This window comes from Streptomyces abyssomicinicus (assembly GCF_008974245.1).
Classification (GTDB): domain Bacteria; phylum Actinomycetota; class Actinomycetes; order Streptomycetales; family Streptomycetaceae; genus Streptomyces; species Streptomyces abyssomicinicus.
Window position 1 is genome coordinate 92126 of sequence record NZ_BBZI01000013.1, and the last position, 25451, is coordinate 117576.

Genomic DNA, 25451 nt, shown 5'->3' on the forward strand with positions numbered 1-25451 from the left:
GTATGACTACTGCACCGCTGCGCGTGGCCCTGGTCGGTTTCGGTCTGGCCGGCTCCGTGTTCCACGCGCCGATGATCGCCGCCGCCGAGGGCCTGGTCCTGGACACCGTGGTCACCTCCAACCCCGAGCGGGCCGCCCAGGCCCGCGCCGAGTACCCCGACGTGCGGATCGCCGCGTCGGCCGACGAGCTGTGGCCGCGCGCCGACGAGCTGGACCTGGTGGTCGTCGCCTCCCCGAACAGGACGCACGTCCCGCTGGCCACCGAGGCACTGCGCCGCGGCCTGCACGTGGTCGTGGACAAGCCGGTCGCCGGCACCGCCGCGGAGGCCCGTGCGCTGGCCGCGCTGGCGAAGGAGCAGGGCCTGCTGCTCTCCGTGTTCCAGAACCGCCGCTGGGACGGCGACTTCCTCACCGTGCGCAAGCTGATCGAGGACGGCGCCCTCGGCGAGGTCCAGCGGTTCGAATCCCGCTTCGAGCGCTGGCGTCCGCAGCCGAAGGGCGGCTGGCGCGAGTCGGCGGACCCGGCGGAGCTCGGCGGTCTCCTGTACGACCTGGGCAGCCACGTCGTCGACCAGGCGCTGCACCTCTTCGGTCCGGCCGAGCAGGTCTACGCGGAGGTCGACACGCGCCGGCCGGGCGCGCTGATCGACGACGACGTGTTCATCGCCGTCACCCACACCGGCGGTGTCCGCTCCCACCTGTACGCCTCCGCGACCACCGCCCAGCTCGGCCCCCGTTTCCGGGTGCTCGGCTCCACCGCGGGCTACGTGAAGTACGGCCTGGACCCGCAGGAGAACGCGCTGCGCGAGGGCCTGCGTCCGGCCTCGGAGGGTGAGCGCTGGGGGTACGAGCCGGAGGGCATGTGGGGCGCGGTCGGTGCCGGTGAGTCACCGCTGACCGGCGGCGGCAAGCCGGTGTCCACCCTGCCGGGCGACTACCCGGCGTACTACCGCGCGGTGGCCGCCGCGCTGACGGGCGCCGGGGAGAACCCGGTGACGGCGCTGGAGGCGGCGGACGCCCTGGCGGTGCTGGAGGCGGCCGCCCGGTCCGCCCGTGACGGCGGGACGGTGAAGCCGGCATGACCAGGATGACTCCCGAACTCACCCCGACCGTCGAGGAACTCGAGGCTCAGGAACGCCGCCTGGTGTTCCCCCGGTTCTCCACCGAGGACGCCTGGGAGCTCGGCTCCCTGCTGGTGGCGCTGGCCCGGGAACGCCAGGCGCCCGTCGCGATCGACATCCACCGCGCGGGCCAGCAGCTGTTCCACGCGGCGCTGGAGGGCTCGGCGCCGGAGAACGACGCGTGGATCGACCGCAAGCGGCGGGTGGTGATGCGCTACGGGCACGCCTCCTTCCTGGTCGGCACCCGGTTCCGGGCCAAGGGCCGCAGCTTCGAGGAGTCGTCCCGCCTCGACCCGGACGTCTACGCGGCGCACGGCGGCTCGTTCCCGGTCCGGGTCGACGGCTCCGGGGTGATCGGCGCGGTCACCGTCTCGGGCCTCCCGCAGGCCGAGGACCACGCGCTGGTCGTCGAGGCGCTGGAGCGCTTCCTGGGCCTCGTCGTCGACTGACGGCGCGGGACCGCCGGCCGCGGCGGGAGTCGCTCGGCTCAACTGGGCTGCGGCGACGCCGGGCCGCTCGGGGCCACCGGGCAGACCGGCGCCTGCACCCGTGCCTCACCGCGCACGTCCCCCAGCGTCACGGCGGCGGTCAGCACCATGCCGGCCGCCGCGGCGGCGGCCGCGGTGACCACCGCGGACCACCGGCGCCACCGCAGCTCCGCCGCGGCGGCCTCGGCCCCCGCCCCGGCCGCGGCGCCGGGCACGACCTGGGCCGCCCCGTGGGCGAGGTCACCGGCCACACTGCCGCCGCCCCCGCCGTGCGCGGCGTCCTGCGCACCGCCCGTCCCGTACGGGCGGGGGCCGTGGGCGGCGGCCACCCCGCCATCCGCCCCGGTGCCGCCGGCCGGCCCACCTCCGGCACCGGTCCCGGTCCCGCTGCGCGCGCCGGGGACATGGGCAGCGGCGGACACGGCCGCGCCCTCGCCCCGGGCGACCCCCACCGCCGGACCGCTGCCGGTCAGGCCGGGGAAGGCCGGGAATGCCTGAGAGGCCGGGACGGCCGGAGAAGCAGGGACGGCCGGGAAGTCCTCGGAGTCCCGGAACGCCTGGGCGGCCGGAGGGATCTGGGAGTCCGGGGCAGCAGGGACAGCCGGGCAGACATGGGAAGCCTGGGAGGCCGAGAACGCCTGGGTGGCCGGAAAGGCCTGGGAGGCCGGAAAGGCCTGGGAGGCCGGAAAGGCCTGGGAAGCCGGGACGGCAGGCCCGGCCGGGCAGGCATGGGAAGCCTGGGAGGCTGGAGCCGCCGGGGAACCAGGGGCGGCCGGGAAGGCCGGAGAAGCAGGGGCAGCCGGGAACGTCTGGGAGTCCGCGGAGGCCGAAGGAGCAGGGACGGCCTGGGAGGCCGGAAGAGCCGAAAAGAAGGGGAGCGCAGGGACAGCCGGGCAGGCGTGGGAAGCCTGGGAGGCTGCAGAGGCCGGGGAAGCAGGGGCGGCCTGGGAAGCAGGGGCGGCTCGGAAGGCCGGAGACGCCTGGGCAGCCGGGAACGCCTGGGCGGTCGGGAAGGCGTCCCGCGCCGTGCCGTCCCCGGGTCGGGACACGTCACCGGGGACGACGGCGGCAGCGTCCCGCCCGGGCGGGGCGACCGACGCGCCCCCGCCGCCCGCCGGGTACGCGGACCTCACCCCCGGGCCCGTGTCCGCGACCCCACCGAACCCGCCGGCGCCGCCGCCCCCGAAGGCCCCGACGGCGCCGGGCCCCTCCGCGGCCCCGGCCGCACCGTCCCCCCGCGCCACGGCGTGCAGTTCGAGAGCCTCCTCCAGCTCCCCCTCCCCGCGTCCCAGCACCGCGTGCAGCGCGCGGATCACGTCCGGCCGTGCCAGCGTCGGCCGGGTCCGGTGGAGGTAGCGCGAAAGCATCTCCTGGCTGGTTTTCACACCCCGCTCGCCCAGCCGACGGGCCAGCGAGGACTGCGTGGCCCGCCCCGGGTCCTCCTGCCACCAACTCCGCAGCGTCGCCGCGAGCTTCAGCCGGGCAGCCGCCCCCGAGGCCACTCCGGCCTTCGCGAACTCCCCACAATTCCGCCCCGGTTCCTCACGCATTTGATGCGCCTCCCCCACGCTCCTCTGCATGAACGCTGGTCAGCCGCGTGCATAGGAGCCGATTTGTGCATGAATCAACTGACCCGCCGGAAGTATAGAACTCGCCGGAATTGCCGGGGCAGTGTTGAGGCGTCCAAGCCACCCGGTCGAGCGTCATCGGCCGGATGAAACCACCGTCGTACGCGATCCACGACGCGACCGCGACGGCAGTTCGAAAGGACCCGCATCCGTGCGCAACGCCACCGAGCAGCTCACCCCGGCCACCGAGGCCACCCCGTCCAGCAAGCCGGCCCGCCGGCGCACGGGGGCCGTCGCCGCCCTCCTCGCCACCGCCCTGGCCGGCGGCCTGATGGCCTTCGCCCCGGTCGCCTCCGCCACCCCGGCCGCGGCCGACTCCGTGTCCGCCCGGCCCGGTGACCGTCTGAGCGACCGCGAGGCGGACCGCATCCTCGACCGTGCGGGCGTGCGCCGCGTCTCGCCGGGCGACTGTCGCAACGTCAACCGCTCCCGCTGCACCAGCTACCAGGGCATCCAGGAGGACACCGTCCGCGGCCTGGTGAAGCTCAAGCGCGACAGCCGCTGCCAGGTGGTCGTCGTCAACGGCACCGAGGTGGGCAACGACCGCGACCGCCGCAGCCGCTACAGCCACGCCAACGGCCACAAGGTCGACCTGCGCGAGAACCGCTGCCTGGTCAACCACATCCGCCGCACCGCCGACCGCGTCCGCGGCACCCACGACGTCGTCTACCGCGACAACGAGCGCGGCCGCCCGTACGTCCAGTACGAGCTGGAGCGCCGCGTCCTGGACGTCACCTACTTCTGACGTCCTCCGGTCCGCAGGCGCCCGGACCCGACCCGGGTACGGCTCCCCGCCCGGGCGCCTGCTCCTCCTCCTTCCACGTCCTCCCGAGCCGTCACCGACGCGCACGCCACCCGGCGGCCCCCCGGCCGCCGGGTGGCGTGCGTCCGCGCGACCGCGGCCCGCCGACCGTGACGCTGCCGACACCGTGCCCCCACTCCGCCCGCCGCGTCGGACCCCGGCGCTACCGTGAGGACATGCGTCCCGACATGCCCGCAGAGAACGCCGTCGACCACACCGAAGAAGCGGCACGCCTGGAGCGCGCCGCCGCGCTCTACCCGCAGGACGCCGAAGCTCTGCTGCTGCGTGCCGCCGCGCACCACGAGCTGTCCGGCGACCGGCCCGCCGCCACCGCCCTCTACGACCGGCTGCTCGCCTCGCCCTCCGGTCCGGAGGACCCGCACCTGGTCCGCGCCCTGAAGGCGTCCAACCTGTGGCAGTACGACCATGTCGCCGAGGCCCGCGCCATCATCATCGGCGTGCGCGCGGCCAGGCCGGCGACGCCCGGTCCGTGGGTCGTCGTCGCGGAGGCCCTGGAGTCGCACGACGAACTGGACTCCGCCGAGGAGACGTTCACGGACGGCGCCCACCTGCTGATCGGTGACTCGCAGGAGCCCACGTCGGCGACCCGCCCCCTTCTCTACGGCCGGCACCGGGTGCGCCGGATGCTGGGCGCGGACCACGACGCCTGGGACTCGCTCGCCGACCGTCTGCACGACGCCTCGTCCGCCGTCCGCCTGGACGAGCTGCACGACCCCAAGCGGGTCTGGTCCCTCGGCTCCTCCGACCCGCGCGAGCTCGCCGCCGAGATCGCGCGGCTCCACGCCGAGCTGGGGGCCTTCCGCCGGGAGATCTCCCGGCCGTTCCCCGTCGCGGTGCTCCACTGGCCGGAGCGCGAGCTGAACGAACTGCTCGCCGCCTACCCGGAGCTGGCCGAGGAGTATCCCTCCCACTCCGCCCACGTGGCCGCCATAGAGGCCAGCCTCCGTGAGCTGGCGGCCTCCGGCACCCCGAACCTGGGCATCGTCTCGGGCACGGTCCCCTCCTACGAGGCCTTCGCCGCCTCCGAGGCGGCTTCCCCCGGTGACGCGACCCTGCTCCCGCAGTACGCCACCACCCTGGCCGCCCGGGGCCGCGCGCTCGCCTGGCCGCCGGAACCGGCCGCCCCCTGCTGGTGCGGCTCCGGCAACCCGTACACCACCTGTCACGGGCAGCACGGCTGAACGGGGCGCGGGCCGCCACACAACCAAAAACTTCATAAGTCCGTCACACAATCTTCACGCACCATAGACTCCTGCCCTCGCTGCACCCGCACGACCGAGGGGGGAATCCTCATGCGCCGTTCCACCACGCGCGCGGCCGTCCTGGCCGCCGTCTCCACCGTCTCGCTGGGCGTCCTGACCGCCGCTCCCGCGCAGGCCGCCGAGTACAGCTCCGCGCTGAAGATCCGGGGCGTCCAGTACGACGCCCCGGGCACCGACCGCAACAGCTGCGCGTCGGGCAACACCGCCCAGGAGTACCTGACGCTGAAGAACTACTCGAAGACCGCGACGATCAACCTCAGGGGATACGTCGTGAAGGACGCCGCAGGGAACAGGTTCACCTTCACGGCCTCCCACTCGCTCCAGCCCGGTGACTACGTCCGCCTGCGCGGCGGCAACGGCACGGACTCCGACGCGAAGAACGTCGTCTACCGCGGCAACTGCAACTTCATGTGGAACAACGACAAGGACACGATTTACCTGTACAAGCCGTCCGGTCCGGGTTCGGACTCCCACGCCTACAGCCGGAGCGCGCACGACGGCGACCGGAACGGGTACATCGGCTTCCACAGCTGACCGTCCTCCGGCCCTGTCACCCGCGGCCGCGCTGCCCCCCTCCGGAGGGGGGAGCGCGGCCGCCGTGCGTCCGACCCCAGGCGGTCACCCGCAGACGATCCCCTTCAGGCGATCACCCTCAGCCGTTCCGGCCATCCGAGGTCGTCGAGCCGGGCGAACAGGTCCTTGATGTCCTCCGGCCGGAGCTTCACGCACCCGTCGGAGAGGTAGTCCTCCTCCCCGTCCCACCGGCGGGGCTCGGTGTCGCCCTGGCCGCCGTCGCGGTGCATCTCCGAGTGGACGAACATCTCCGTCCTCGTCACCGTGCCCCCGGCGCACCGCATGTTCCCCAGCTGGATCCCGTACCCGCGCACCTTGCCGCCCTTGAAGCGCCGGTCCTTGAGCACGATCCGCCAGTCCCCGTCGGGCAGCCATCCCCGGCCGGCCGCGCAGTCGTCGGTGCTCCCGTCCCCCGAGCCCGCCCGGTACCGGGCCTGCCGTTCACCGTCGCGCGAAACGGTGAGCGTGGAGCGGCCCGGATCCGCCGGGTTCTTGTCGAACACCAGCGTGACCTGCGGGCGTGCCGCGGCCGAGGCCCCCGCCGTCCCCGTCACCGCCGCCGCGCCCGCTGCGGCCGCCAGCACCACCGACACCCCGCAGATCCCCCGCACCCACCGCGTCCCCGTCGCCACCGAGATCCCGCCTTCCGCTCCTCGCCTCACCGGCCGTCCGCCGCAGCATCGGCACCGCGCGGCCCATCACGGAAGGCCTGACGGGGGCAGTCACCCGGACGGCAGGAGCCCACCGTCCGTACGCGCCCCGCGCGCACGTCGCTGAGCCCCGGCCGGCGGGCGGTCTCAGCCGTGACTGGCCTCCGACCGCGGATTGGCCCGGCCCGCGGCGCCCTTGCGCCACCGCCCTCTCCCCAGGACGGAACCGGCGGCCAGCCCTGCCGCCAGACGCAGAAACTTCCCTCGTGTCATCGGCTTGGTCCTTCCACGAACGGCCCCTTCTGGATCACCCGGGCCCGTCCTCGAAGCATCAGCACAGATCAACGCCCCTCATAGACCCGTCACCGCCTATTCACCCGGACGGCCGGAGACCGCCCTCACCCCGCGCCCCGCCGCACCCCTTGTTCCCCCAGCGGTCACGCCGTGCGCACCGGGCTCGCGCGGCCTCCGCACGCCTCCCGCCACGGACCCACGGACCCACGGGCCCACGGGCCCGGGACCCCTCGAGCACGCTCGCACCCGGGCGCGAGCACCGACCTGGACACCATTAGGTAGACTGACCTACCTAATCAAGCGAGGGAGAGGGGACCCCGGTGAGCGGTACGGAGTCGGGCGCCGCGCGTCCCGGCAGGCGGCGGGGGGCCGCCCGGGAGCGGCTGCTCGCGGCCGCGGCGCGCCGCTTCTACGCGGACGGCGTGGCGGCGACGGGCATCGACACGATCACCGCCGAGGCGGGGGTGGCGAAGATGAGCCTGTACAACAACTTCGCCTCCAAGGCCGAGCTGGTGACGGCCTACCTCGACGCACGGCACGAGGAGTGGCTGGGCCTCTACCGGCAGCGCCTCCAGGAGGCGCGGGACGGCCGCGGCCGCGTGCTGGCCGTCTTCGACGCGTACGCCGATCACGCCGCCTTCGCCTACGACCGGGGCTTCCGGGGCTGCGGCCTGCTGAACGCCGCCGCCGAGCTGCCCGCCGGGGACCGGGGCCGGGAGGTGGTGCGCCGGCACAAGGAGGAGGTCGAGGACCTGCTCGCCGGGCACCTGGAGGAGTTGCTTCCCGGCCGCCCGGAGGAGGCGCGCGCGGTGGCCGAGCACCTGTCCTTCCTGCTGGAGGGCTCGATGGCCCGGGCCGGCCTGGAGGGCGCAGGGACGCGTCTGCGGCACGCCCGCGCGATGGCGGCCGGCCTGCTGGACCGGCTGTGAGGCGGCCGGCCCGCCGGGCGGCCGGTCCGGCCGGCGTGGGGGCGGCGTGCGTGCTGCTGGCGTCGGTGCTCTGGGGCACCACCGGCACGGCGGCGACCTTCGCCCCGGCGGTGGGGCCACTGGCGATCGGGGCCGTCGCCATGGGCCTCGGAGGCCTGCTGCAGGCCCTCGTGGCCGCCTCCCGCATCCGGCGGGAGGCCGTGGTCCTGCGGACCCGCACGGGTGTGGTGCTCCTCGGCGCGCTGTCGGTGGGGGTCTACCCGCTGGCCTTCTACTCCTCGATGCATCTGGCGGGCGTCGCCGTCGGCACGGTGGTGTCGATCGGCTCCGCCCCGCTCGCCTCGGCCCTGATCGAGCGTCTCGCCGACGGCCGCCGCCTCACCCGCCGTTGGACGGCCGCCGCCGCTCTCGGTCTGTCCGGCACGGTCCTGGTGTGCGCCGCCCAGGCATGGGACGCCGGGTCCGCGCACGCGGGGACCGGTGCCGCGGGCGCCGGTTCCCCGGGGGCGACCGTGCTCGGCGTGGCGCTCGGCCTGGTCGCCGGCCTCACCTACGCCCTGTACTCGTGGGCCGCCCACCGCCTGATCGGCGCGGGCGTCACCTCCGGCGCGGCCATGGGCACCGTCTTCGGCCTCGGTGGCCTGCTGCTGATGCCGGTGCTGCTGGCGACCGGCGCGCCGCTGCTGGACTCCTGGTCCAACGCGGCGGTCGGCCTCTACATGGCCCTGGTGCCGATGTTCACCGGTTACGTCCTCTTCGGCTGGGGCCTGGCCCACGTCCCGGCGAGCACCGCGACCACCCTCTCCCTGCTGGAACCCGCCGTCGCGGCGGTCCTCGCCGTCCTGGTCGTCGGCGAGCGCCTGCCCTTGCCGGGCTGGGCCGGCATCACCCTGGTCGTCGCCTGCCTCGCCGTCCTCACCGCACCCGGCCGCCGGCCCCGCGGGCCGCGACCGCCCGCCGCCCCGGACACCACCGCCCCGGACACCACCGCCCCGGACAGCGCCACCCCGGACACCGCCGCCGCGCCGGCCGACGGCGCGGTGCTCGCGGGGGCCCGCGAGGCACCGTGACTGCGTGACACCCCGGCCCCGAGGGCGGGCGCGGCCTCGGCGGCCCCGGGGTGAACGGGCGCGCGGGCGGGGGCGCACCCGGTGGAGGTGAGCGCCCCCTGCTGGGTCCGATGGGTGAACGGAGGGCGCGACACGGGGCCGGCGGCGTACCCGCACGGCTCGCGGCTGGTGGCATGAGGGCACCGGACGCGATCACCCGCCCGACCGTTCCGCGTCCGGGGACCGAACCCTGAGGAGGAACCATGCGCGTTCGCCGCGCCACCGCCACCGTTCTGGCCGCCTTCGCCCTCGCCGCCGCCGGCCTCGGCGCCGGGACCGCCGTCGCCGGCAACGACGACGACCACTCGCCGAACATCTTCTCCGGCACCCAGTGGACCTCCGAGGAGGGCAACTACGGCACCGCCAACGCCGGTCACGACGACTGACGGCCGCGCCGCGTCGTCACCGACGGCGCTGACGTCAGGCCCACTCCCCGCCCCGCACCCCCGCGGCCACGCGTCCGGCGACGCGACGGTACCGGGGGTGCGGCGCGTCACGGCGGGGTCCGCGCCGCACGTCGGCTCGCGGTGCGGGAGACGGGTGCTGAAGGTGTCGTGGGCGCGTCGGAGGCGTCGGTGAGAGGGGCGAACCGTGGACGAGCGAGCGGCGGCGGCGCTGGAATGGGTGCGCCTGATCGAGGAGAGCCACACCGTCACCCTGGATCAGCTGCCCCAGCTGATCACACGGCACGCGACCGCCGCCGGGCTGCACGACACGGCCGTGTTCCTCGTGGACCTGCGCGAGAAGGTGCTCCGCCAGCTCACCGGCGAGGGGCCGGACGCCGGCCACCGCGGGCAGTTGTTCACCATCCACGGCAGTCTGCCCGGCCAGGCCTACCAGCGCGTCGACGTCCTGCCGGAACGGCTCGCGCCCACGGAGACCGGCCGGCGGCGCTGGTGGGTGGCGATCACCGACGGGGTGGAGCGGCTGGGCGTGCTGCGGAGCGACACCGACACCGACGGCGAGCACGTTCGGGAGACCCTGCGCGATCTCGCGTCGACGACGGCCCTGCTGCTGCTCAGCAAGCGCTCCTACAGCGACTCCTACGCCCGGCTGACCCGCACCGAGCCGATGAACGTCGCGGCCGAGATGCAGTGGAATCTCACGCCGCCCCCGGCGTACGCCGGGCACGAGGTGACCGTGGGCGCCGCGGTGGAGCCCGCCTACCACGTCGGCGGGGACGCCTTCGACTACGCCGTGGCCGACGGCACGCTCCACCTGAGCATCTTCGACGCGATGGGCCACGACACCACCGCGGGTATCACCGCCAACGTCGCGGTGGCGGCCTGCCGCAACGCGCGCCGCCAGGGCGCGTCCCTCGTCGAGACCAGCCGCCACGTGGAGAACACGCTGGTGCGGGAGTTCAGCACCAGCCGCTACGTCACCGGCATCATCGCCGAGCTGCGGATGAACACGGGTCGGCTGACCTGGATCAACCGCGGTCACCACCTGCCGATCCTGTTGCGGGGCAACCGGTGGACCACCGAGCTGAGCTGCCCGCCGGCCGGCCCCATGGGCACCGACCTAGGGCTTCCGGTGACCGAGTGCACCGAGCAGCTGGAGCCCGGCGACCGTGTGCTGCTCTACACCGACGGCATCGTGGAAGCGCGCAGGCCCGGCGGCGAGGAGTTCGGCCTGGACCGGTTCGTCGAGTTCATCCTGCGCCACCACTCCGGCGAGCTCACCCTGCACGAGACGCTCCGCCGGCTGATGGCCGCCGTGACGGAGCACCACGGCGGGGTCCTCGCGGACGACGCCACGGTGCTGCTCACCGAGTGGCGCGGAGGACACCAGGACAAGCTCACACCGTGAACCCGGCACCTTCCGGGGGAGGGACGACGGGCCCGGTGACGCGGCGTGCGCCGTACCGCTTCGCCCGTTCGGCCCAGCACGCAGGACATCACCCGTTCCGCCCAGCGCGGATGCCGCCGTCCGCGTGTCCGCCGGATGATGGACGCACCTCAGCCTCAGCCCCTGCGAGAACCGCGAGGAAGCGAGAGCGCCCATGTCACCGAAGCGCGTACGCGGCCCGTCCACCCGCCGCACCGCCGTGATCGCCGCAGCGGGGGTCACCGTCGGCGCCACCGCCGCCGCCCTCTGGCCCTCCGACCCGGCCGCGGCCGCCGGCCCGACCGCCCCGGCCTGTGTGCGGCAGTACGTCAACCCGACCCCCGCGGGCTTCGACGTCCACCTCACCAACGACTGCGCGAGGACGGCGCGGGTCCGCGTCGTCGTGGACAACGCGGGCGACAGCCCCTGCTTCCGGCTGGCGCCGAAGGACTCCGTGATCCACACGCACGAGTCGATCACCGGCGCCTACGAGCGCACGGTCACCTGCTGACCGGCGGCCCGCCGCGGTGTCGCCCGGACGGCCCCACGGGCGTGCGGCGGGCGGCGGCCCCTGGTGGGATCGACACGTCGGCCCCGCGCCGCACAGGCCAGAGCCGTGCGGGGCCGACGGCGGCCCGCTTCCCGGCACGAGGCCCGCTTCCCGGCCACGGGACCCGCTTCCCGGCAGGGGCACAACACGAAGGACCGGCACCCGCGAACGCGGGTGCCGGTCCTGTGCGCGCCGGTGAGTCGGCCGGCGGGCCGGGTGATCACGATTCCTGGCGCCACCTTCGGGGTCGCCAGGAGACGCGGGTGAGCCCGGTCAGAACTTGCCGGACGTGGCGGCCGGGACGTCGGCCGCCTCGGTCCGCGACTGCGAAGGCAGGAACGACGCGGCGTCCTCGGCGACGGGCTCGGGCGCGGGCGCGACGTAGCCCTTGAACGCCTCGGGCACGATCACGCCGACCGTGTTCGCCGGGGCGGGGCTCAGCTCGGCCATCACCCGGTCGAAGTCCTTGGTGGAGAGCCAGAACTTGTACATGATCACGAGCTCGAAGGCCAGCATCAGTGCCGCGGCGACGGCGGTGGTCCACAGGAGCTGACCGATCAGCGGGCCCACGATGAAGACGAACATCTGGAACTCGATGCCGCTGACCAGGTGCGGCCGCACGCGGCGGTTCAGCAGCGCGGTGCGGACCCGGGTGTACCAGGGGAACTTGGTGCGGAACTCGGTGTGCAGGTCGATGACCTTGCGGTCGGGGGCTTCCTGGGCCGCCCGCAGCTGCTCCTCGGAGCGGTCGGCGTCGTCGCCGTCGCTCTCGGTCTCGCTGTCGCGGAGCAGGTCCTCCATGAACACGACGCCCGCGTCCACCGCGGACTCGCCGTCGGCCGCCGGCCCGTTCCCGGAAGCCGGGTCCGTGACGACGCCCGCCTCCATCGCGGCGGCCATCTCCTGCGCACGGCGGGCCCGCATCGCCTTCTTGATCTTGCTCCGCATGCCCGCGCGCATCTTGTAGATCTGGAGCGCGTCGAGGTACCGGAGGCTGTCCAGGAAGACGATCACCAGGCCCGCGAGGAGGAATATCCCCTCACCGGTGCGCAGGTACTGCCCGCCCATCAGGCCGACCGCGCAGAACAGCACGCGGACCCGGTCGAAGACGTAGTCCAGCCAGCCGCCGAACAGGGAGCCGTTGTTCTTGAGCCGGGCCAGCTTCCCGTCGACGCAGTCGAGCACGAAGCTGAAGTGGTAGAGCACCGCGCCGATGATCAGCGACACCGGGTCGGCCGCCAGGAAGAACCCGGCCGAGACCAGACCGAAGATCAGCGCGGCCCAGGTCACCCCGTTGGGCGTGATGAACCGGAACCTGGCCAGCACCAGGAGCATCCGGGTGGCCAGAGGATCGACGAGAAACACCGTCCACCAGGCGTCACGCTTCTTGCAGGTGAGCTGCTGAACAGCTTTGAGGGAAAGTTGACTCATGGCTCCTCGTCACACGGGATGCTTTTCCGATTGGCTACTGCCCTCGCCGTCGGCCACCCCGACGACCGCCCCCGCGACGGCGGCATCGTGATCACAGGCTTAGGGAAATCGGACTTGTAACTATCAGACGCTCGTCTCCACCGGAAGTTTGCCCTCCATTTGGGTGTCGTTCATCACAGTTCTGCCGTACAACCCGGCCGCGCCCGGCTCAGTCGCCGCGCGGCAGAGATCGTTCGACGAGTGCGACGGTGGCGCGGGGGTCGTCGACCTCCACCACGAGACGGTCGTAGGTCTCCGCGTCCGCGAGCTCGACGACGACCGCCTTCTCGGGGTTCTTCACGTCCCAGAACAGCCACTCGCCCTGCCGGCGGAAGCGTCCCGCGGTCACCACGCCGGGCATGTGGGTCCCGGCCACGCGGATGCCCTTCGACTCGCGCGCGATGCCGGGGTCGTGGGTGGCACCGCGCACGTTGCCGAGCGGGACCTCCAGGCGGCTCTTGAGCGCCCAGAGCTTGTCGAGGCCCTGGATCTCGACGATCAGCAGGTTCCGCTCGTTGTCGATGGATATCAGGGCCATGTCAGTACTCCTTGGGGTCGGCCGGCCGGGCGCGCAGACGCAGGCGGGCACCGAGAACGGTGGAGGCGAGCTGAGGCGCGGCGTCGCCGTGGGTGGGGCGCAGGGCGTCCTCCAGGGCGGTGACACCCTCCGCGACCAGCGCGGCCACCTCGGGGTCGTGAGGCGCGCGCTCGGTGGCGGCGAGCAGGAGCAGCCCTGCGGCCGGGCCGTCGTCGAACGAGGCGATCGCCGCCGCGAGCGCCTGCTCGGGTCCGGTGACCGAGGCGATGGCCTCGGTGGTCGGCCGGATCTCCTGGGCGAGGTGGGCGCGCAGAGCGGTCAGATGCAGGCTCCGCTTCGATCCGAACACCTTGTAGAGGCTGCCCCGGTGCACGCCGGTGGCGGACACCAGGTCGTCCACCGAGGTGCCCTCGAAGCCGTGCGTGGCGAACAGGACGGCGGCGGCCGCGACGGCCTGGTCGGCGTCGAAGGCCCGTGGTCTTCCCATGCCGGTGATCGTACGCAGTTCGAGAACGATCAGTCAAGAACGATCGTTCTTTTATGGCGCGCCGCCCGGCTCAGGGATGCAGGACGATCTTCCCCACGTGTCCCCGGCGGGCCAGTTCCTCCTGTGCCAGCGCGGCCTCCTCCAGCGGGTAGGTCGCGGCGATCACGGGCTGCACCTCGGCCTTGCGCGCCATCTCCATCAGCAGGTCGAAGTGCCTGGGCGTGTGCATCGCGGAGCCGATCACCTGCGCGTTGTGCAGGTAGAGACGGCGCACGTCGAAGGCGACGTCGTACCCGCCGAGCGCGCCGGCGACGACCCACCGGCCCCCTTCGCGCAGCCACGGCAGCCCCTCGCTCAGCAGGTCCCCGGCGACGACGTCCAGCGCGACGTCGACACCGTCCGGGGCGACCACGCGCACCTGCTCGTCGATGTCCCGGCCGCGGTCGATGACCTCGTGCGCGCCCGCCTCACGCACCAGGCTCATCTTGGAACCCCGGCTGACGGCGAGCACCCGCGCGCCCCGCGCCCGCGCGATCTGCACCAGCGCGAGACCGACACCGCCGGACGCCCCCGACACCAGGACGGTCTCCCCCCGCCGGAGCCGCCCGCGCTCGATCATGCCCAGCGCCGTGCCGTAGGCGGTGGGCAGGGCCGCGAGCTGGGCGTCGGTGAGCGGGGAGTCCGTCACGTCGTGCGCCCGCTCCACCCGGGCCGTCACGTACTCGGCGTAACCGCCGTCGCGCTCGCTCCCCATCAGGCCCACCGGGTACGCGTCCGGCCCGTCGGTGTCGTAGATCGCCGGGTCGACGACCACCCGGCGTCCGAGCAGCCCCGCGTCCGCCTCGGACCCGACCGCCACCACCCGGCCGGCCACGTCCGCCCCCTGGATGCGCGGGAAGTCGATCGGCCCCCGCCACCCCGAGAGCGCCCTCGGGTCCCCCGGGCGGCCGTAGGCGCCGTCCCGGGTCCACAGGTCGGTGTTGTTCAGCGCCACCGCGCTGACCTGGATCAGCAGTTCCCCCGCGCGTGGGGTCGGCACGGCCACCTCCGCCGGCACGAGGACCTCCGGCCCTCCGTGCGCGGTCAGCCGCACGGCACGCATCATCTCGGACACTCCCATGCCGTCTGCGTACCGTGCATCGCCGACCGGAAACCCCGCACCACGCGCCGCCCGGACACCGCTCGGACACCGCTCGGACACCGCCCGGCCCCGGCGTACCGCCGAGAGCCGGGGGCGCCCGGGGCCCGACCCGCGACGAAATGCCGTTGCCACCCGGCGCCGGGGGCGGCACAGTCCCTTTCCCACCCCGACACCCGGCGAGAGGGCCCCACGGATGGACGAGCGCGCCGTGATCCTGAACGAGACGACCCAAGGGATGCGCCCGCTTCACGAGGGCCTCGCGTGGTTCGAAGGCCTGGACGAGAGCGAACAGACCCTCGCGCTGCGAGACCTCGGCCAGTTCTGTCACCAGGCCCGTCCCACCGGGGAAGAGACCCGGGAGGCCATACGGCGCTCAGGGCTCCGGCCGAGCCACACGCCCTGCGTGATGATCATGCGAGGCCGGGTCTAGCAGCGACTGGGAGCCATCGCCGGGCTGCGGCCGCGGCACGAGCGGATCAAGGCATTCCGTCTGCTCGTCCAGGTCCTGGCCGTCGCCGATGCGCGGCGCCGACGGAAGACCTGCGCCGACGGGTGCGGTCACGCGTGGCACCGGCTGAAGCCCCGGCCGGAGGCCGACGCGCCGCCCGCCCGACACCGCCCGGCCCCCGCGGTGGGCGGGCGGTCGTCCTGGGGTGGCTGCCCTGTGGCTACAGTGCGGTCCTGCCGTGCAGGTGTTCGAGACAAGGGGTGGTGGCCATGATCCGGTACCGGATCGAGCAGATCGGGGACCTTCCGCCTGCCTTCGCGGCGGCGCTCGGAGTGTTGCTGCTGCTGCTCATCGCCGGTCTGGTGGGGGCGCTCCTGTGGCTGCCGGACTCCTCGAAACTGAGGAGCCCGGCCGCCCGCGAGCGGGCGCGGCGACGCGCGGAGAGCCGGAAGCGGCAGAAGGCGCTGCGCCGGCGGCGGGAGGCCCTGCAGCGGAAGGCACGCGGGCGCGGGGACACGTGACCGGACCGGCGCGCGGCGCGGCCGGCGGTGCATGGCCGGTTCGGGCCGTGGCCTCCGGGGGGTTCCGGCGTTGGACCGGGGGGCGGGCACGGCATGGACGCGGCCGGCCCACCATCCGCTCGACGAGGCGAAGGGCTGCTGGGCTGTGACGGATCTCGCGGACACGATCGAATCGATGCGCCAGCTCACCACCGTGTGGCGCGCCATGGTGCTCGACCGCACCCCGGAAGCGGACGTGCGGGACCTCCCCGGCGTCGCCGTCCGCTGGGCCGACTGCCGGTTCCCCTTCTGGAACGCCGTCACCCTCACCGAGGACGGCGTGGACGTGCCGCTCCTCGACGCACGCCTGCGGCAGGCGGCGGACGTGATGCGCGCGAAGCGGCAGCCGGGCTTCCTCTGGCTCTTCGAGGGCCTGCTCGGCGAGGACGCCCGGGCGGAGCTGCCCGCGGCGGCGGAACGGGCGGGCCTGGAGTACGCCTTCCCCGGCACCGGGATGGCCGGCGACCTGCTGCCCGTGCCGGAGCCGCGCCACCCCGACCTCACCTTCGTCCGCGTGACCACCGACGACCACCTGCGCGACTACGCCGACCTCAACTCGCTGGCGTACGGCTTCGATCCGGCCGCCGGCCGGGACGGCCTCGCGGGTTCCCCGCTGTGGAAGAGCGAGGTGTTCGCCTTCCTCGGCCTGCGCGACGGCGTGCCGGTGACCTGTGCCGCGGCGGTCGAGGCGGACGGCCGGCTGTTCGTCGCCCTGGTGGCCACGGATCCGGGCCACCAGCGCCGCGGCTACGGCGAGGCGGTCACCCGCCGGGCCCTCCACGAGGGCGCCCGCGCCACCGGCCTCACCCGCGCCACCCTGCACGCCACCGAGGCGGGCGCGCCGGTGTACCCGCGCATCGGTTTCGTGCCGAACTCCCCGATGCGGTTCTACGGGCTCAGGCCCTGAGCGTCAGACCGCCCGCCGCCGCTCCCGCGGCTGCCGCCGCTCCCGCAACTCCTCCAGCAGCGGCGGATTGACGACGCCGACGATGGCCTCGATGTCACGCTCGTCCGCCGCGGCCCACAGGACGTCGCGCGCCGCCCGGTACTTCGCGGCCAGGCGGACCCGCTTCTCCTCCGGGAGCCGCTCCGCGCGGTCGGTCCGGCTGTTGTGGGCGTTGTCCGCGATCTTCACCAGGGTGGCATCCCGGTCGGTGGCGATGCGGCGGATCTTCTCCTCGTAGGGCACGCCCGGCAGGTTGGTCACCGCCTCGACGGCCGCGACGACGCGCGGCGGGACTCCCGCGGCACGCAGCCGCTCGGCGGTCCAGGCGGTGTCCTCGACGACGTCGTGCAGCAGCCCCGCCATGACCAGGTCGTCCCCGAACGCCGCCAGCCCGGCGGCCACGGCCCGGACGTGTTCCACGTACGGCACGCCGGTCTTGTCGGTCTGCCCGGCGTGGGCCGCGGACGCGAGCGCGTCGACTTCGCTGACGGTCTTCACGTGACCCCCTCCTCCGGCGGCCGCCTCGGGCTCCGGCCCGGCTCCGGCGGCCGGCTCAGGCCTGCCGGGTACATTCTCCCCCGCCTTGCGGCGCCCTCCGGGCGGTGACCGGCGGTGGGCGCCGTACGGTTCCCGCGGGACCGCCCCGCCGCACCGGGGGGGGCGTCCGGCCGGCGGTGTCAGCTCGCGGCGTCCGCCGAGGTGCGGGCGAACCAGGTGCGCGTCTCGTCCGCGGAGAGGACACGGGTCAGCTCCGCCGCTCCCGGCAGGTGGGGGAAGAACCGGTCGGCGTTCCAACTCCGCCGGTACGTCGGCTCGTCCAGCACGAGCAGACGGCGTCCCTCGACCACGGGTATGTCGTCGGGCAGCCCCTCGTTCCAGATCCGCTCGCCGTCCGGAGCGAGGAGCTCGAAGGCCCCGGTCGCCACGACGTCGGTGCGGCCCTGGGCGGGCGCGGGGTCCGTGGCCAGGAGGACGCTCTCGGCCGACGGGGCGTCACCGGGTACGTGACCGCCGCCGACGAGGACGTGGGCGAGCAGGGTGTGCAACTGGAAGTTGTCCCCGATCCCGCCGATGCGCACCTCGAACCCGCGCCCGGTGGGCCGGTGCAGCACGATCAAGGGCTCGTCGTCCAGCACCGCCAGCGCGTACACCAGGCACTTGAGGTCGTGCGACTCCAGCGCCGCCAGGTCGCGCGCGACGGGAAGGAGCGCGGCCGCGTACCGGCGGCGCACCTCCGCGCTGCGGCACAGCACGGCCAGCGCGGGCGGCTGCCAGCCGTCCGTGGAGCACCAGGCGAGTGCCAGTCGCAGGGCCTCGTACTCGTCGTCGCCGAGGCGCGCGAGGAGCGCGTCGTCGATCATCTTCTCGTCGGGCTCGGGCAGTTGGTCCTCGACGCCGCCGGCGGCCGTCCAGCGGCGCGCGAACTCCGTCGCGTCGAGCAGGTCCCGCCGCACGGCGTCGAGGATCGGCCCCGCGCAGGCCAGCGGGTCGGCGCCGCGCTCGACGCAGTAACCGGCCGCGTTCGCCAGGTACGGCCGGGGACCGACGGGCGGGAACGACGGCAGCAGCGCGGCCAGCCGCGGTCCGGCCGGGACGAGTTCGTCGTCCGGCGCCTGCTGCAGGGCGCGCATCACGGCGGCGAACGTCTTCTCGGTGCGGGCGCCGTCGCGGGCCTCGACGGCCTGCTCCAGCTCGGTCACGAGTGCGTCGAGGCCTGCCGGCTTCTGTCTTCTGCTGAACATCACCGGCACACCGTAGACGCACGGGCCGACAAGGAACGGCGAGGGGACCGGGCAGGCGGAGGCGGGGGACCGGCAGGGGGGCGGGTGGCCGACAGGAGGGGGCAGGGGACCGGCAGGGGGGCGGCGGGCGAGGGCTCCACTGCCGTGCGCGGTGAGTGACCGACGGCCGGTCACCCGGCGCGACGCACCGGGCCACGGCCTCCGGCCCCGAAGCGGCCCCGAGACGGGCCCGAGGCATCGGGCGGGGCGCCACGACACGGGTGGTCGCGGCGCCCCGCCGCGTTCCTACCCCTCGGCCGGCCCCTCGGTGCGGGGGTGCGCCGGGAGCCGCCCGTCCCCGGCGCCGCCGCCCCCGTCACCCTCCGAACCGGGTGAGGGCGAGCGGCGCCCCGGGCCCCCGCTCAGCAGGGCGCGGATCCGGTCCTCGAACCCCGGCCCGGGGACCGGCAGGTCGAACGCCGGGTGCCGGGCGTGTCCCGGGGCGACGGCGTCCGGGATGAACTCCAGCAGCGCCTCCACCACCGCGTCCCGTGACCGCTCCTCCAACTGGGGCCGGAGCCCCGCGAGGAGGTCCAGCATCGCGGGGAACGTCACGTCGAAGGCGAGGCGGACGCCCTGCGGCCGTCCGGCCACGCCGGCCCACCGCTCGACGCGGCTGCGGTCCAGCCACCACTCGGCGGCGTCCCGGTCCCCGTACTTCCGGTGCTGGAGGTGGAGGCAGTACGGCGACAGCTCGTCCTCCGCCCCGGCGGCGTACTGCCACCAGGCGCGCGCGCCGTCCTCGTCGTCGGCCAGTTGCAGGACGCAGCCGACGAGCCGGGCGCCGAGCGGCTCGGGAAGCCGGTCGGTGAGGAAGGACCGGAGCGCGGTGTGCGCGTAGCGCACCAGCAACAGCTCGCACAGCACCTCCAGTTGGCCGTCCGCCCGCCTCTCCCCCGGGTCCCGCGCCGGGTCCGCGGCCCGGGGTCTGCCCGGCCCACCGCCGACGGGGACGATGTCCGGCGGCACAGGGTCCCCGTCCGGTATCCGGGCTCCCGCGAGCAACTGCTGGACACGGCTCATGTCGTCATCCCTCCCAGGGTGGTTCTGAGGTGCGGGGCATGCTCCAGGTGTTCCTGGGCCTGCCGGTCCCACAGGCCGACCATGCCGGGATCGGTCCCGAGCACGTCCGCCGTCTTCTCGGCGCTCCGGCCCAGCACGTAGCGCAGGATCAGCACGTCCGCGTGGTGGGGGGCGAGCTCGCGCATCGCCCTGAAGAGATCCGTCTGTTCGGTCAGCCGGACGAACGCGTCCCGCGGGTCGGGCAGATCCGGCAGATCCGGCAGGTCCGGCAGATCCGCCGGCTCCAGCGGGTCGCAGCCCCAGCGGACGGACACCGTCCGCGACGCGGCGACACCGTGCGCCGTCGACGGGTCGGCCCATGCCATGACCAGCTCACGCAGCACCGCCCAGACGTGGCCGGCGACGCTGGCGCTGGAGAACACGACGTCCATGCGCGCCCACACCACGGTCAGCGCCTGCTGCACGACCCCGTCGGCGACGTCCGGCCGCAGGTAGACGCGGGCATAGGCGCGGTACGTCGCGCCGTGCAGGTCCCGCAGCCCTTCCAGGGCCCGCGGCAGCGGGGCGCGCCAGTCGTCCTCCACCCCCGCGTTCCGCTCGATCCACTCCTCCTTCTTGCGCGCCTCCCGCGCCCCGGCGAGCCACAGGCGGCACATCGGCGCGAGCGGCAGCCCCAGGGCGGTGGCCACGGCCCTGGTGATCTCCCAGCGCGGATACTTCCCGCCGTAGCCCCGGAGCAGCTCGGAGATCTTGGACCTGACGAAGTTGCAGTCGCCGCTGAGCTGGTCGATGGTGTGCCCGTCGCGCTGGTAGCGGTCGCGCAGGACGGACAGCAGGATCAGGTGGGTGCCGACGACACGCGGATCGACCTCACTGGGCCTGCGGCCCCGCTTGCGGGCTTTCGCGGGCTCGTCGGCGTCCTGTACCGGGGATCTGTTCAACAGGGCTGCTCCTTGTTCCGCTCGGGCTCCGCGCCCGGCTCCGGCCCCCCGGCCTCTCCCGCCCGCCCCACCGCGCGCCGGGCGTCGCCCCTCGCGGCGCGCCTCGTCCCCGCGAGCTCGCGCCTCGTCCCCGCGAGTTGCAGCAGGGCGGGCACCACCGCGGGGACCACCGCCGCCGCCACGGCGGCGTGATCCATCAGGACCATCGCCGTGCTCCACGCGAACGTGGCCACCAGCACGACGTACGGCCAGACTTGCCTTGCGGACATCGCTCACATCCGAAATCGTGCAGACAGATGAATCCGCCTCCGCCGACCGAACACGCCTTCGGCGGTGACGGGTAGTCAGCATGGTGGGTGAGCGGATGATCACGCAATGTGATCATGGGTTCGGGGAACATTACGCCCGCGCACGCCCCTCCGCCGCCGTCCCTCCGCCGTCCCTCCGCCGTCCTTCCGCCGCACTTCCGGCTCCTCGGACCGGCCCCGCACGGCCCTCGTCCGACCCGCCCCCAGGCGGCGTCCGACCCGCCCCGCACGGCCCGCCCCGCACGCCCGTCCCACGTGGCCTGTATCGCACGCCCGCCGCCGGACCCGGATGCCGAAGGCCCGAGGGTTGGGTAAGCCCCGAACGGCGGTCGAGGAGAACCGCACGGTGGTGGAGGAGACCTGTTCTGGCACGGGAGGAGCGCGGGATGGAGCCGCTGGCGGCCGGGGACCCGACGCGGGTGCGTGATGTCGTGTTACGCGGCCGGCTGGGTGCCGGAGGTATGGGAGAGGTGTTCCTGGGCCGGTCGCCGGGTGGGCGCGCGGTGGCGGTGAAGGTGGTGCACCCGCATCTCGCCCGGCAGGCGGACTTCCGGAGCCGGTTCCGGCGGGAGGTCACGGCCGCGCGGACCGTCAGCGGCGCGTTCACCGCCGCGGTCGTGGCGGCCGGTCCGGACGACGACCCGCCGTGGATCGCGACGGTCTACGTGCCCGGGCCCTCCCTGGCCGAGGCCGTGGCCGCCTGCGGGCCGCTGCCGGAGGACTCGTTGTGGCCGCTGGCTGCCGGTCTGGTCGAGGCGTTGCAGGCGATCCACGCGGAAGGACTGCTGCACCGCGACCTCAAGCCGTCGAACGTCCTGCTGGCCGCGGACGGTCCGCGGGTGATCGACTTCGGCATCGCCCTCGCGATGGACGCCACCGTGCTGACCGAGGCCGGCGTGGCCATCGGCACACCCGGCTTCATGTCCCCGGAGCAGGCCGAGGGCGGCCGGGTCGGGCCGGCCGGTGACGTCTTCGCCCTCGGCGCCGTGCTCGCGTTCGCCGCCACCGGCAGCGAGCCTTTCGGCCAGGGTCCGCCCCTGGCGGTCCTGCACCGGGTCGTCACCGCCGAGCCCCGGCTGGACGGCCTGTCGGACCGGCTGCGCGCCCTGGTCCTCGCGTGCCTGGCGAAGGACCCCGACGACCGGCCCACCCCCGCCCAGCTTCTCGGGCGGATCGCCGCGCACTGGGAGCCGCCCGAGGTGTTCCCTCCCGCGTCTCCGTGGCCCGAGGCCGTGACCAGCCTCATCCGGACGCACGCCGCGCCCACGACACCCGTGGCCCCGGCCGCACCAGGCCCCGGGGCACCCGGGGCACCCGCCGAGCCCGGGACGCCCGCCGCGGGTGACGAGGGCGCCATGCCCGCCACGCCCGCCACGCCCGCCACGGCGTGGTACACCGAGCACGGCAGCCCTCCGCCGCCCCCGCCTCTGTCCCACCACTTCGCGGCCACGGCCACCGCTCCCCCGCCCCACCCCCCGACGCGGCCGGACGAGGGGCCCCCGGACCCGGGCCGGCCGGCCCGCCCCGCGGCCGCGCACTCGTCGCACACGCCGAGGGCCGACCGTCGCCGCGCCGTGGGACGCCGCCACTGGCGCGCCCTCCGGCTCAGACGGTCGGGCGCGTACGCCGAGGCCGCGCTCCTGCTGGCCGACGTCGTCGCCGACCGCACGCGCGTCCAGGGGTCCGACCACCCCGACACCCTGAACGCCCGCAAGCACCACGCCCTGACCCTGTGGGAGCTGGGACAGGCGGCGGAGGCCGCGCGCCTGCTGGGCGACCTGGTCTCGGACCTCACCCGACTGCGCGGCCCCGACGACCGGGACACCCTGAACGTCCGTCAGTACCACGCCCGGGTCCTCGCGGACGCGGGCGAGCACGCGGAGGCCGCGCGCCTGCTGGCCGACCTCGTCCCGGACTTCGTCCGCCGACGCGGTCCGGACCACCGGGACACCCTCGACACCCGACACCTCCACTGCGTCAGCCTCGGAGACGCGGGACGACACGCCGAATCCGCGAGCCTGCTGGCCGTCCTGGTCGCGGACCGGGTCCGCGTGGACGGCCCCGTCCACGAGAAGACGATGCGCGCCCGCCACTTCCACGGCTGGAACCTCGGCAAGGCGGGCGAGCACGCCGTGGCCGCACGCGTGCTGGCCGAACTCATCCCGGACCGGACCCGCCGACTGGGGTCCGACCACCCCGACACCCTGGCCACCCGCCAGGCCCACGCGTGGAACCTCGGGGAGTCGGGGCAGCACGCCGAGGCCGCGCGGCTGCTGGCCGGGATCGTCGCGGACCGCACGCGCGTCCAGGGGCCCGACCATCCCGACACCCTGTACGCCCGCTCCTGCCACGCCTCGCAGATCGGAGGAACCGGCGACCACACGGAGTCGGCCCGCCTGCACGCCGCCCTGACCCCCGACCGGGCACGCGTCCTGGGACCCGACCACTGGGAAACGCTGCTCACCCGCCACCACCACGCCTGGGAACTCCACCGCGCGGGAGAGCACCCGGAGGCGGCACGCCTGTACGCCGGGATCGCCGTCGACTCGGCGCGCGCCCTCGGCCCCGACGACCCCGACACGCTGTCGGCCCGCAGCCTGCACGCCTCCAGCCTGGGATATTCGGGCGAGCACGCGGAGGCGGCGCGACTGCTGGCCGAGGTCCGCGCCGACCGGGAACGCGTCCTGGGACCCGACCACCCCGACACCCTGAACACGCCCACCGGTGCGTGGTTCGACGGCCAGGACGATCGGGACGGCCACGGCGGCCAGGACGACCAAGGCGGTTAGCGGGACCGGGGCGGTCGGCGGGGCGGGGCGGTCGGCAGGCCGGGGCGGTCGGCGGGGCCCGGCTGCGAGGACGTCGCGGGCACCGAGGGTGGGCGATGGGTCAGGTAGCCGCCCGGGCCGCGGCCCCCCGCAGCAGAGCCCGCAGCTCGGCCACCCGTCCCGCCGGATCAGGGACGACCGGACCCGCTTCCCGCCCGACCTCGACGGGCGCCGCCACGTGCGGAGGCTCGAGCGGAGGCAAGGCCGCGGGCGGAAGCACGGGTGCGGGCAGAGGCACGGGTACGGGCACCCCACCCGGCAGCTCGGCATCCGCCCCGCGATCCGTCGCGCGATCGGTCACGACCCCGGTGGCACAGTCGATCGCGAAGTACTCGACGCCCCCCACCGCGCAGCCGGTGCAGATCCCCGTCTCCTGCCCGTCGGGGAGAAGGCCGCCGCACCCAGGGCTGCCGCACTCGGCGTAGCTCTTCCACCGCCGCCGGGCAGCGGGCAGCTTGCGCTCCAGGCGGTCGGCGAGCAGACGCCCCACGCTGTAGACCTTGCCCGGCAGGCCCTGCGTCAGCGCGTCGGTGATCTCGACGACGGTGGCACCGCGCACCAGCCACCGGCACACGGCGGGCACCAGCTCGCGGACCTGCCGTTCACCGAGCCGCAGCCGGGCGCTCCACCGCTTCGAGCCGCCTCAGTACCCGCGCGGCCTCCACCTCGTGCGCCGCCCGGGCCGTATCGTCCTCCTCCACCCCGCTCGGGCCCCACCGCTCGCCCGCCCCTCCCTCCCCGCCACCCACGACGGCCTTCGCCGCGCCCTCGACGTCCGCCGCCGCCCGCCCGGTCCCCCGGTCCGTCTGCCCGCGGTCCCGCTTCCCCCGGTCCCGTCGCCGCCGGCGGATCAGGGAGGGCTTTTCCCCGTCCTTCCCCCGTTCCTTTCCCGCGCAAGGGGACGTGCCCGCGTTCCCGGCGCCCACGTCACCGGTACCCGGACGGGTGGCAACCGGCAGCCCGGCCGCCGGGGCCGGCCCGCCCGCCGGGCTCACGGCCACCGCCCCGGCGAGGCCAGGCAGCTCGTACACGTCCACCCGGGAGAGGATCCGCCCGGTCTCGCCGTCACGGCGCGTACTCGTCACCCAGTACCCGAGCTTCCGCAGCTCCGCGACCGCCTTGGCGACGGCGCCCCTGCCCTGCGGGTAGTCGTCGCTCAGGGTCCGGACGTTCTCCCCGATGCCGTTCGGGAGGGACAGGATCAACGCGAGGATGCCACGCGCGGTGTGGGATAGCCGCCGGTCCTGGATGGCCTGGTTGGCGATGATCACGAAGTCCCGGTCATGCACCGGGATACGATGAATCTGCATGGGGAGGTCCTGCTCCTGATGCCGGGCCCCGGGGTGTTGGTAGCACCGCCGGGGTCACCTGTGGCCGCGCTCTCGCGCGTCTTGTTAGGCCATACTGCCAAGCCTTTGCCGCATGGGCGAATTTCCCGAAATACTCCGATTATCGGCCAGCGTGTCGACTCCACCACCACTGCCTGCGGGCGCGGGTGATGGCCGGTCTGACGGAGCAGGCCCCCTTCGCCCGCGCATGGGGGGGGGAGGGACACATGAACGACCGCGAGAAGGCGACGATCTCGGACACCTCTCACGTTTCACGCCCAAGGCCATGACACGGGTAATGACATTGAGCCACACCTGCGCACTTCGACGCCTTGCCTCCTCAGGTGTCTCGACCAGGGTCGTCCCGGACTACCACCAAGTGGACTCTTCGCAGG

The 25451-nt window shown here is 74.5% G+C and carries 26 protein-coding genes and 1 pseudogene; 14 read left to right on the forward strand and 13 right to left on the reverse strand.

Annotation, left to right across the window (positions count from 1 at the left end):
* Positions 1 to 2 precede the first annotated feature (2 nt).
* Together GBN72_RS29620 and GBN72_RS29625 are read left to right on the forward strand one after the other, a co-directional pair.
* On the forward strand, positions 3 to 1082 hold the full coding sequence (locus GBN72_RS29620; protein ID WP_151775032.1) for a Gfo/Idh/MocA family protein: 1080 nt from the start codon (positions 3 to 5) through the stop codon (positions 1080 to 1082).
* Complete coding sequence (locus tag GBN72_RS29625; protein ID WP_151775033.1) at positions 1079 to 1570, forward strand: heme-degrading domain-containing protein; 492 nt, start codon at positions 1079 to 1081, stop codon at positions 1568 to 1570. The genes GBN72_RS29620 and GBN72_RS29625 overlap by 4 nt, the downstream gene beginning before the upstream one ends.
* A 38-nt stretch (positions 1571 to 1608) precedes the next feature.
* Here GBN72_RS29625 and GBN72_RS29630 read toward each other — a convergent pair whose 3' ends face one another.
* Complete coding sequence (locus tag GBN72_RS29630; protein ID WP_151775034.1) at positions 1609 to 1938, reverse strand: hypothetical protein; 330 nt, start codon at positions 1936 to 1938, stop codon at positions 1609 to 1611.
* A 1450-nt stretch (positions 1939 to 3388) separates the two neighbouring features.
* On the opposite strand from GBN72_RS29630, the gene GBN72_RS29640 reads away from it, so the two are divergent.
* The 3 genes from GBN72_RS29640 (at position 3389) to GBN72_RS29650 (ending at position 5856) form a co-directional block, all read left to right on the forward strand.
* Positions 3389 to 3982: a hypothetical protein gene (locus GBN72_RS29640; RefSeq protein WP_151775035.1), complete on the forward strand. Its 594-nt coding sequence runs from the start codon at positions 3389 to 3391 to the stop codon at positions 3980 to 3982.
* Between the two features lie 233 nt (positions 3983 to 4215).
* Entirely contained in the window at positions 4216 to 5241 is a 1026-nt protein-coding gene (locus GBN72_RS29645; RefSeq protein WP_151775036.1) for an SEC-C domain-containing protein, read from the forward strand.
* Positions 5242 to 5352: 111 nt separating this feature from the next.
* Positions 5353 to 5856 carry a lamin tail domain-containing protein gene (locus tag GBN72_RS29650; protein WP_151775037.1) on the forward strand — a complete coding sequence of 168 codons (504 nt, stop codon included), beginning with the start codon at positions 5353 to 5355 and terminating at the stop codon, positions 5854 to 5856.
* A 104-nt stretch (positions 5857 to 5960) separates the two neighbouring features.
* Here GBN72_RS29650 and GBN72_RS29655 read toward each other — a convergent pair whose 3' ends face one another.
* Positions 5961 to 6527 (reverse strand): L,D-transpeptidase family protein, encoded by a 567-nt coding sequence (locus GBN72_RS29655; RefSeq protein WP_151775038.1) that lies wholly within the window; start codon positions 6525 to 6527, stop codon positions 5961 to 5963.
* Between the two features lie 632 nt (positions 6528 to 7159).
* Between GBN72_RS29655 and GBN72_RS29660 the strand changes: the two genes are divergently transcribed.
* From GBN72_RS29660 to GBN72_RS29680, 5 genes are all read left to right on the forward strand, one after another.
* Positions 7160 to 7768 carry a TetR/AcrR family transcriptional regulator gene (locus tag GBN72_RS29660; protein ID WP_151775039.1) on the forward strand — a complete coding sequence of 203 codons (609 nt, stop codon included), beginning with the start codon at positions 7160 to 7162 and terminating at the stop codon, positions 7766 to 7768.
* Positions 7765 to 8838: a DMT family transporter gene (locus GBN72_RS29665; RefSeq protein WP_439959830.1), complete on the forward strand. Its 1074-nt coding sequence runs from the start codon at positions 7765 to 7767 to the stop codon at positions 8836 to 8838. Before GBN72_RS29660 ends, GBN72_RS29665 begins: the two co-directional genes overlap by 4 nt.
* A gap of 242 nt (positions 8839 to 9080) precedes the next feature.
* A complete protein-coding gene (locus GBN72_RS29670) occupies positions 9081 to 9263 on the forward strand; it encodes a hypothetical protein (protein WP_151775040.1) in 183 nt (60 codons plus the stop codon).
* Between the two features lie 205 nt (positions 9264 to 9468).
* Positions 9469 to 10689: a PP2C family protein-serine/threonine phosphatase gene (locus GBN72_RS29675; protein ID WP_246212990.1), complete on the forward strand. Its 1221-nt coding sequence runs from the start codon at positions 9469 to 9471 to the stop codon at positions 10687 to 10689.
* A 193-nt stretch (positions 10690 to 10882) separates the two neighbouring features.
* Positions 10883 to 11218 carry an alpha-amylase inhibitor gene (locus GBN72_RS29680; protein WP_151775041.1) on the forward strand — a complete coding sequence of 112 codons (336 nt, stop codon included), beginning with the start codon at positions 10883 to 10885 and terminating at the stop codon, positions 11216 to 11218.
* 312 nt (positions 11219 to 11530) lie between these two features.
* Here the strand turns inward: GBN72_RS29680 and GBN72_RS29685 are convergent, their stop codons facing one another.
* The 4 genes from GBN72_RS29685 to GBN72_RS29700 form a co-directional block, all read right to left on the reverse strand.
* Positions 11531 to 12688, reverse strand: coding sequence for a CDP-alcohol phosphatidyltransferase family protein (locus GBN72_RS29685; protein ID WP_151775042.1), 1158 nt, complete (start codon positions 12686 to 12688; stop codon positions 11531 to 11533).
* Positions 12689 to 12896: 208 nt separating this feature from the next.
* A complete protein-coding gene (locus GBN72_RS29690; protein ID WP_151775043.1) occupies positions 12897 to 13265 on the reverse strand; it encodes a hypothetical protein in 369 nt (122 codons plus the stop codon).
* Between the two features lies 1 nt (position 13266).
* Complete coding sequence (locus tag GBN72_RS29695; protein ID WP_151775044.1) at positions 13267 to 13752, reverse strand: TetR/AcrR family transcriptional regulator; 486 nt, start codon at positions 13750 to 13752, stop codon at positions 13267 to 13269.
* Between the two features lie 70 nt (positions 13753 to 13822).
* Positions 13823 to 14872, reverse strand: a complete 1050-nt coding sequence (locus tag GBN72_RS29700; RefSeq protein ID WP_151775045.1) for a zinc-binding dehydrogenase — start codon at positions 14870 to 14872, stop codon at positions 13823 to 13825.
* 214 nt (positions 14873 to 15086) lie between these two features.
* Here GBN72_RS29700 and GBN72_RS35645 point away from each other — a divergent pair.
* The 3 genes and pseudogenes from GBN72_RS35645 to GBN72_RS29715 all read left to right on the forward strand — a co-directional run bounded on the left by GBN72_RS35645 (position 15087) and on the right by GBN72_RS29715 (position 16808).
* Positions 15087 to 15614, forward strand: a pseudogene (locus GBN72_RS35645) (DUF5958 family protein).
* On the forward strand, positions 15611 to 15862 hold the full coding sequence (locus GBN72_RS29710; RefSeq protein WP_151775046.1) for a hypothetical protein: 252 nt from the start codon (positions 15611 to 15613) through the stop codon (positions 15860 to 15862). Before GBN72_RS35645 ends, GBN72_RS29710 begins: the two are co-directional and overlap by 4 nt.
* 145 nt (positions 15863 to 16007) lie before the next feature.
* Positions 16008 to 16808 (forward strand): GNAT family N-acetyltransferase, encoded by an 801-nt coding sequence (locus GBN72_RS29715; protein ID WP_151775047.1) that lies wholly within the window; start codon positions 16008 to 16010, stop codon positions 16806 to 16808.
* 3 nt (positions 16809 to 16811) lie between these two features.
* Here GBN72_RS29715 and GBN72_RS29720 read toward each other — a convergent pair whose 3' ends face one another.
* The 5 genes from GBN72_RS29720 to GBN72_RS29740 all read right to left on the reverse strand — a co-directional run bounded on the left by GBN72_RS29720 (position 16812) and on the right by GBN72_RS29740 (position 20861).
* On the reverse strand, positions 16812 to 17345 hold the full coding sequence (locus GBN72_RS29720) for an HD domain-containing protein (RefSeq protein ID WP_151775048.1): 534 nt from the start codon (positions 17343 to 17345) through the stop codon (positions 16812 to 16814).
* Positions 17346 to 17524: 179 nt separating this feature from the next.
* Entirely contained in the window at positions 17525 to 18589 is a 1065-nt protein-coding gene (locus GBN72_RS29725) for a hypothetical protein (RefSeq protein WP_246212991.1), read from the reverse strand.
* A 285-nt stretch (positions 18590 to 18874) separates the two neighbouring features.
* Entirely contained in the window at positions 18875 to 19651 is a 777-nt protein-coding gene (locus GBN72_RS29730) for a hypothetical protein (protein WP_151775050.1), read from the reverse strand.
* The gene (locus GBN72_RS29735; protein ID WP_151775051.1) at positions 19648 to 20592 is read right to left on the reverse strand and encodes an RNA polymerase sigma factor; all 945 of its coding nucleotides are present in this window, start codon (positions 20590 to 20592) and stop codon (positions 19648 to 19650) included. The genes GBN72_RS29730 and GBN72_RS29735 overlap by 4 nt, the downstream gene beginning before the upstream one ends.
* Entirely contained in the window at positions 20589 to 20861 is a 273-nt protein-coding gene (locus GBN72_RS29740) for a hypothetical protein (RefSeq protein ID WP_151775052.1), read from the reverse strand. The genes GBN72_RS29735 and GBN72_RS29740 overlap by 4 nt, the downstream gene beginning before the upstream one ends.
* A gap of 425 nt (positions 20862 to 21286) precedes the next feature.
* On the opposite strand from GBN72_RS29740, the gene GBN72_RS29745 reads away from it, so the two are divergent.
* On the forward strand, positions 21287 to 23689 hold the full coding sequence (locus GBN72_RS29745) for a serine/threonine-protein kinase (protein ID WP_164540953.1): 2403 nt from the start codon (positions 21287 to 21289) through the stop codon (positions 23687 to 23689).
* 100 nt (positions 23690 to 23789) lie between these two features.
* Here the strand turns inward: GBN72_RS29745 and GBN72_RS29750 are convergent, their stop codons facing one another.
* Together GBN72_RS29750 and GBN72_RS29755 are read right to left on the reverse strand one after the other, a co-directional pair.
* Positions 23790 to 24311, reverse strand: coding sequence for a hypothetical protein (locus tag GBN72_RS29750; protein WP_151775053.1), 522 nt, complete (start codon positions 24309 to 24311; stop codon positions 23790 to 23792).
* Positions 24312 to 24330: 19 nt separating this feature from the next.
* On the reverse strand, positions 24331 to 25038 hold the full coding sequence (locus GBN72_RS29755) for a helix-turn-helix domain-containing protein (protein ID WP_151775054.1): 708 nt from the start codon (positions 25036 to 25038) through the stop codon (positions 24331 to 24333).
* Positions 25039 to 25451: the final 413 nt, after the last annotated feature.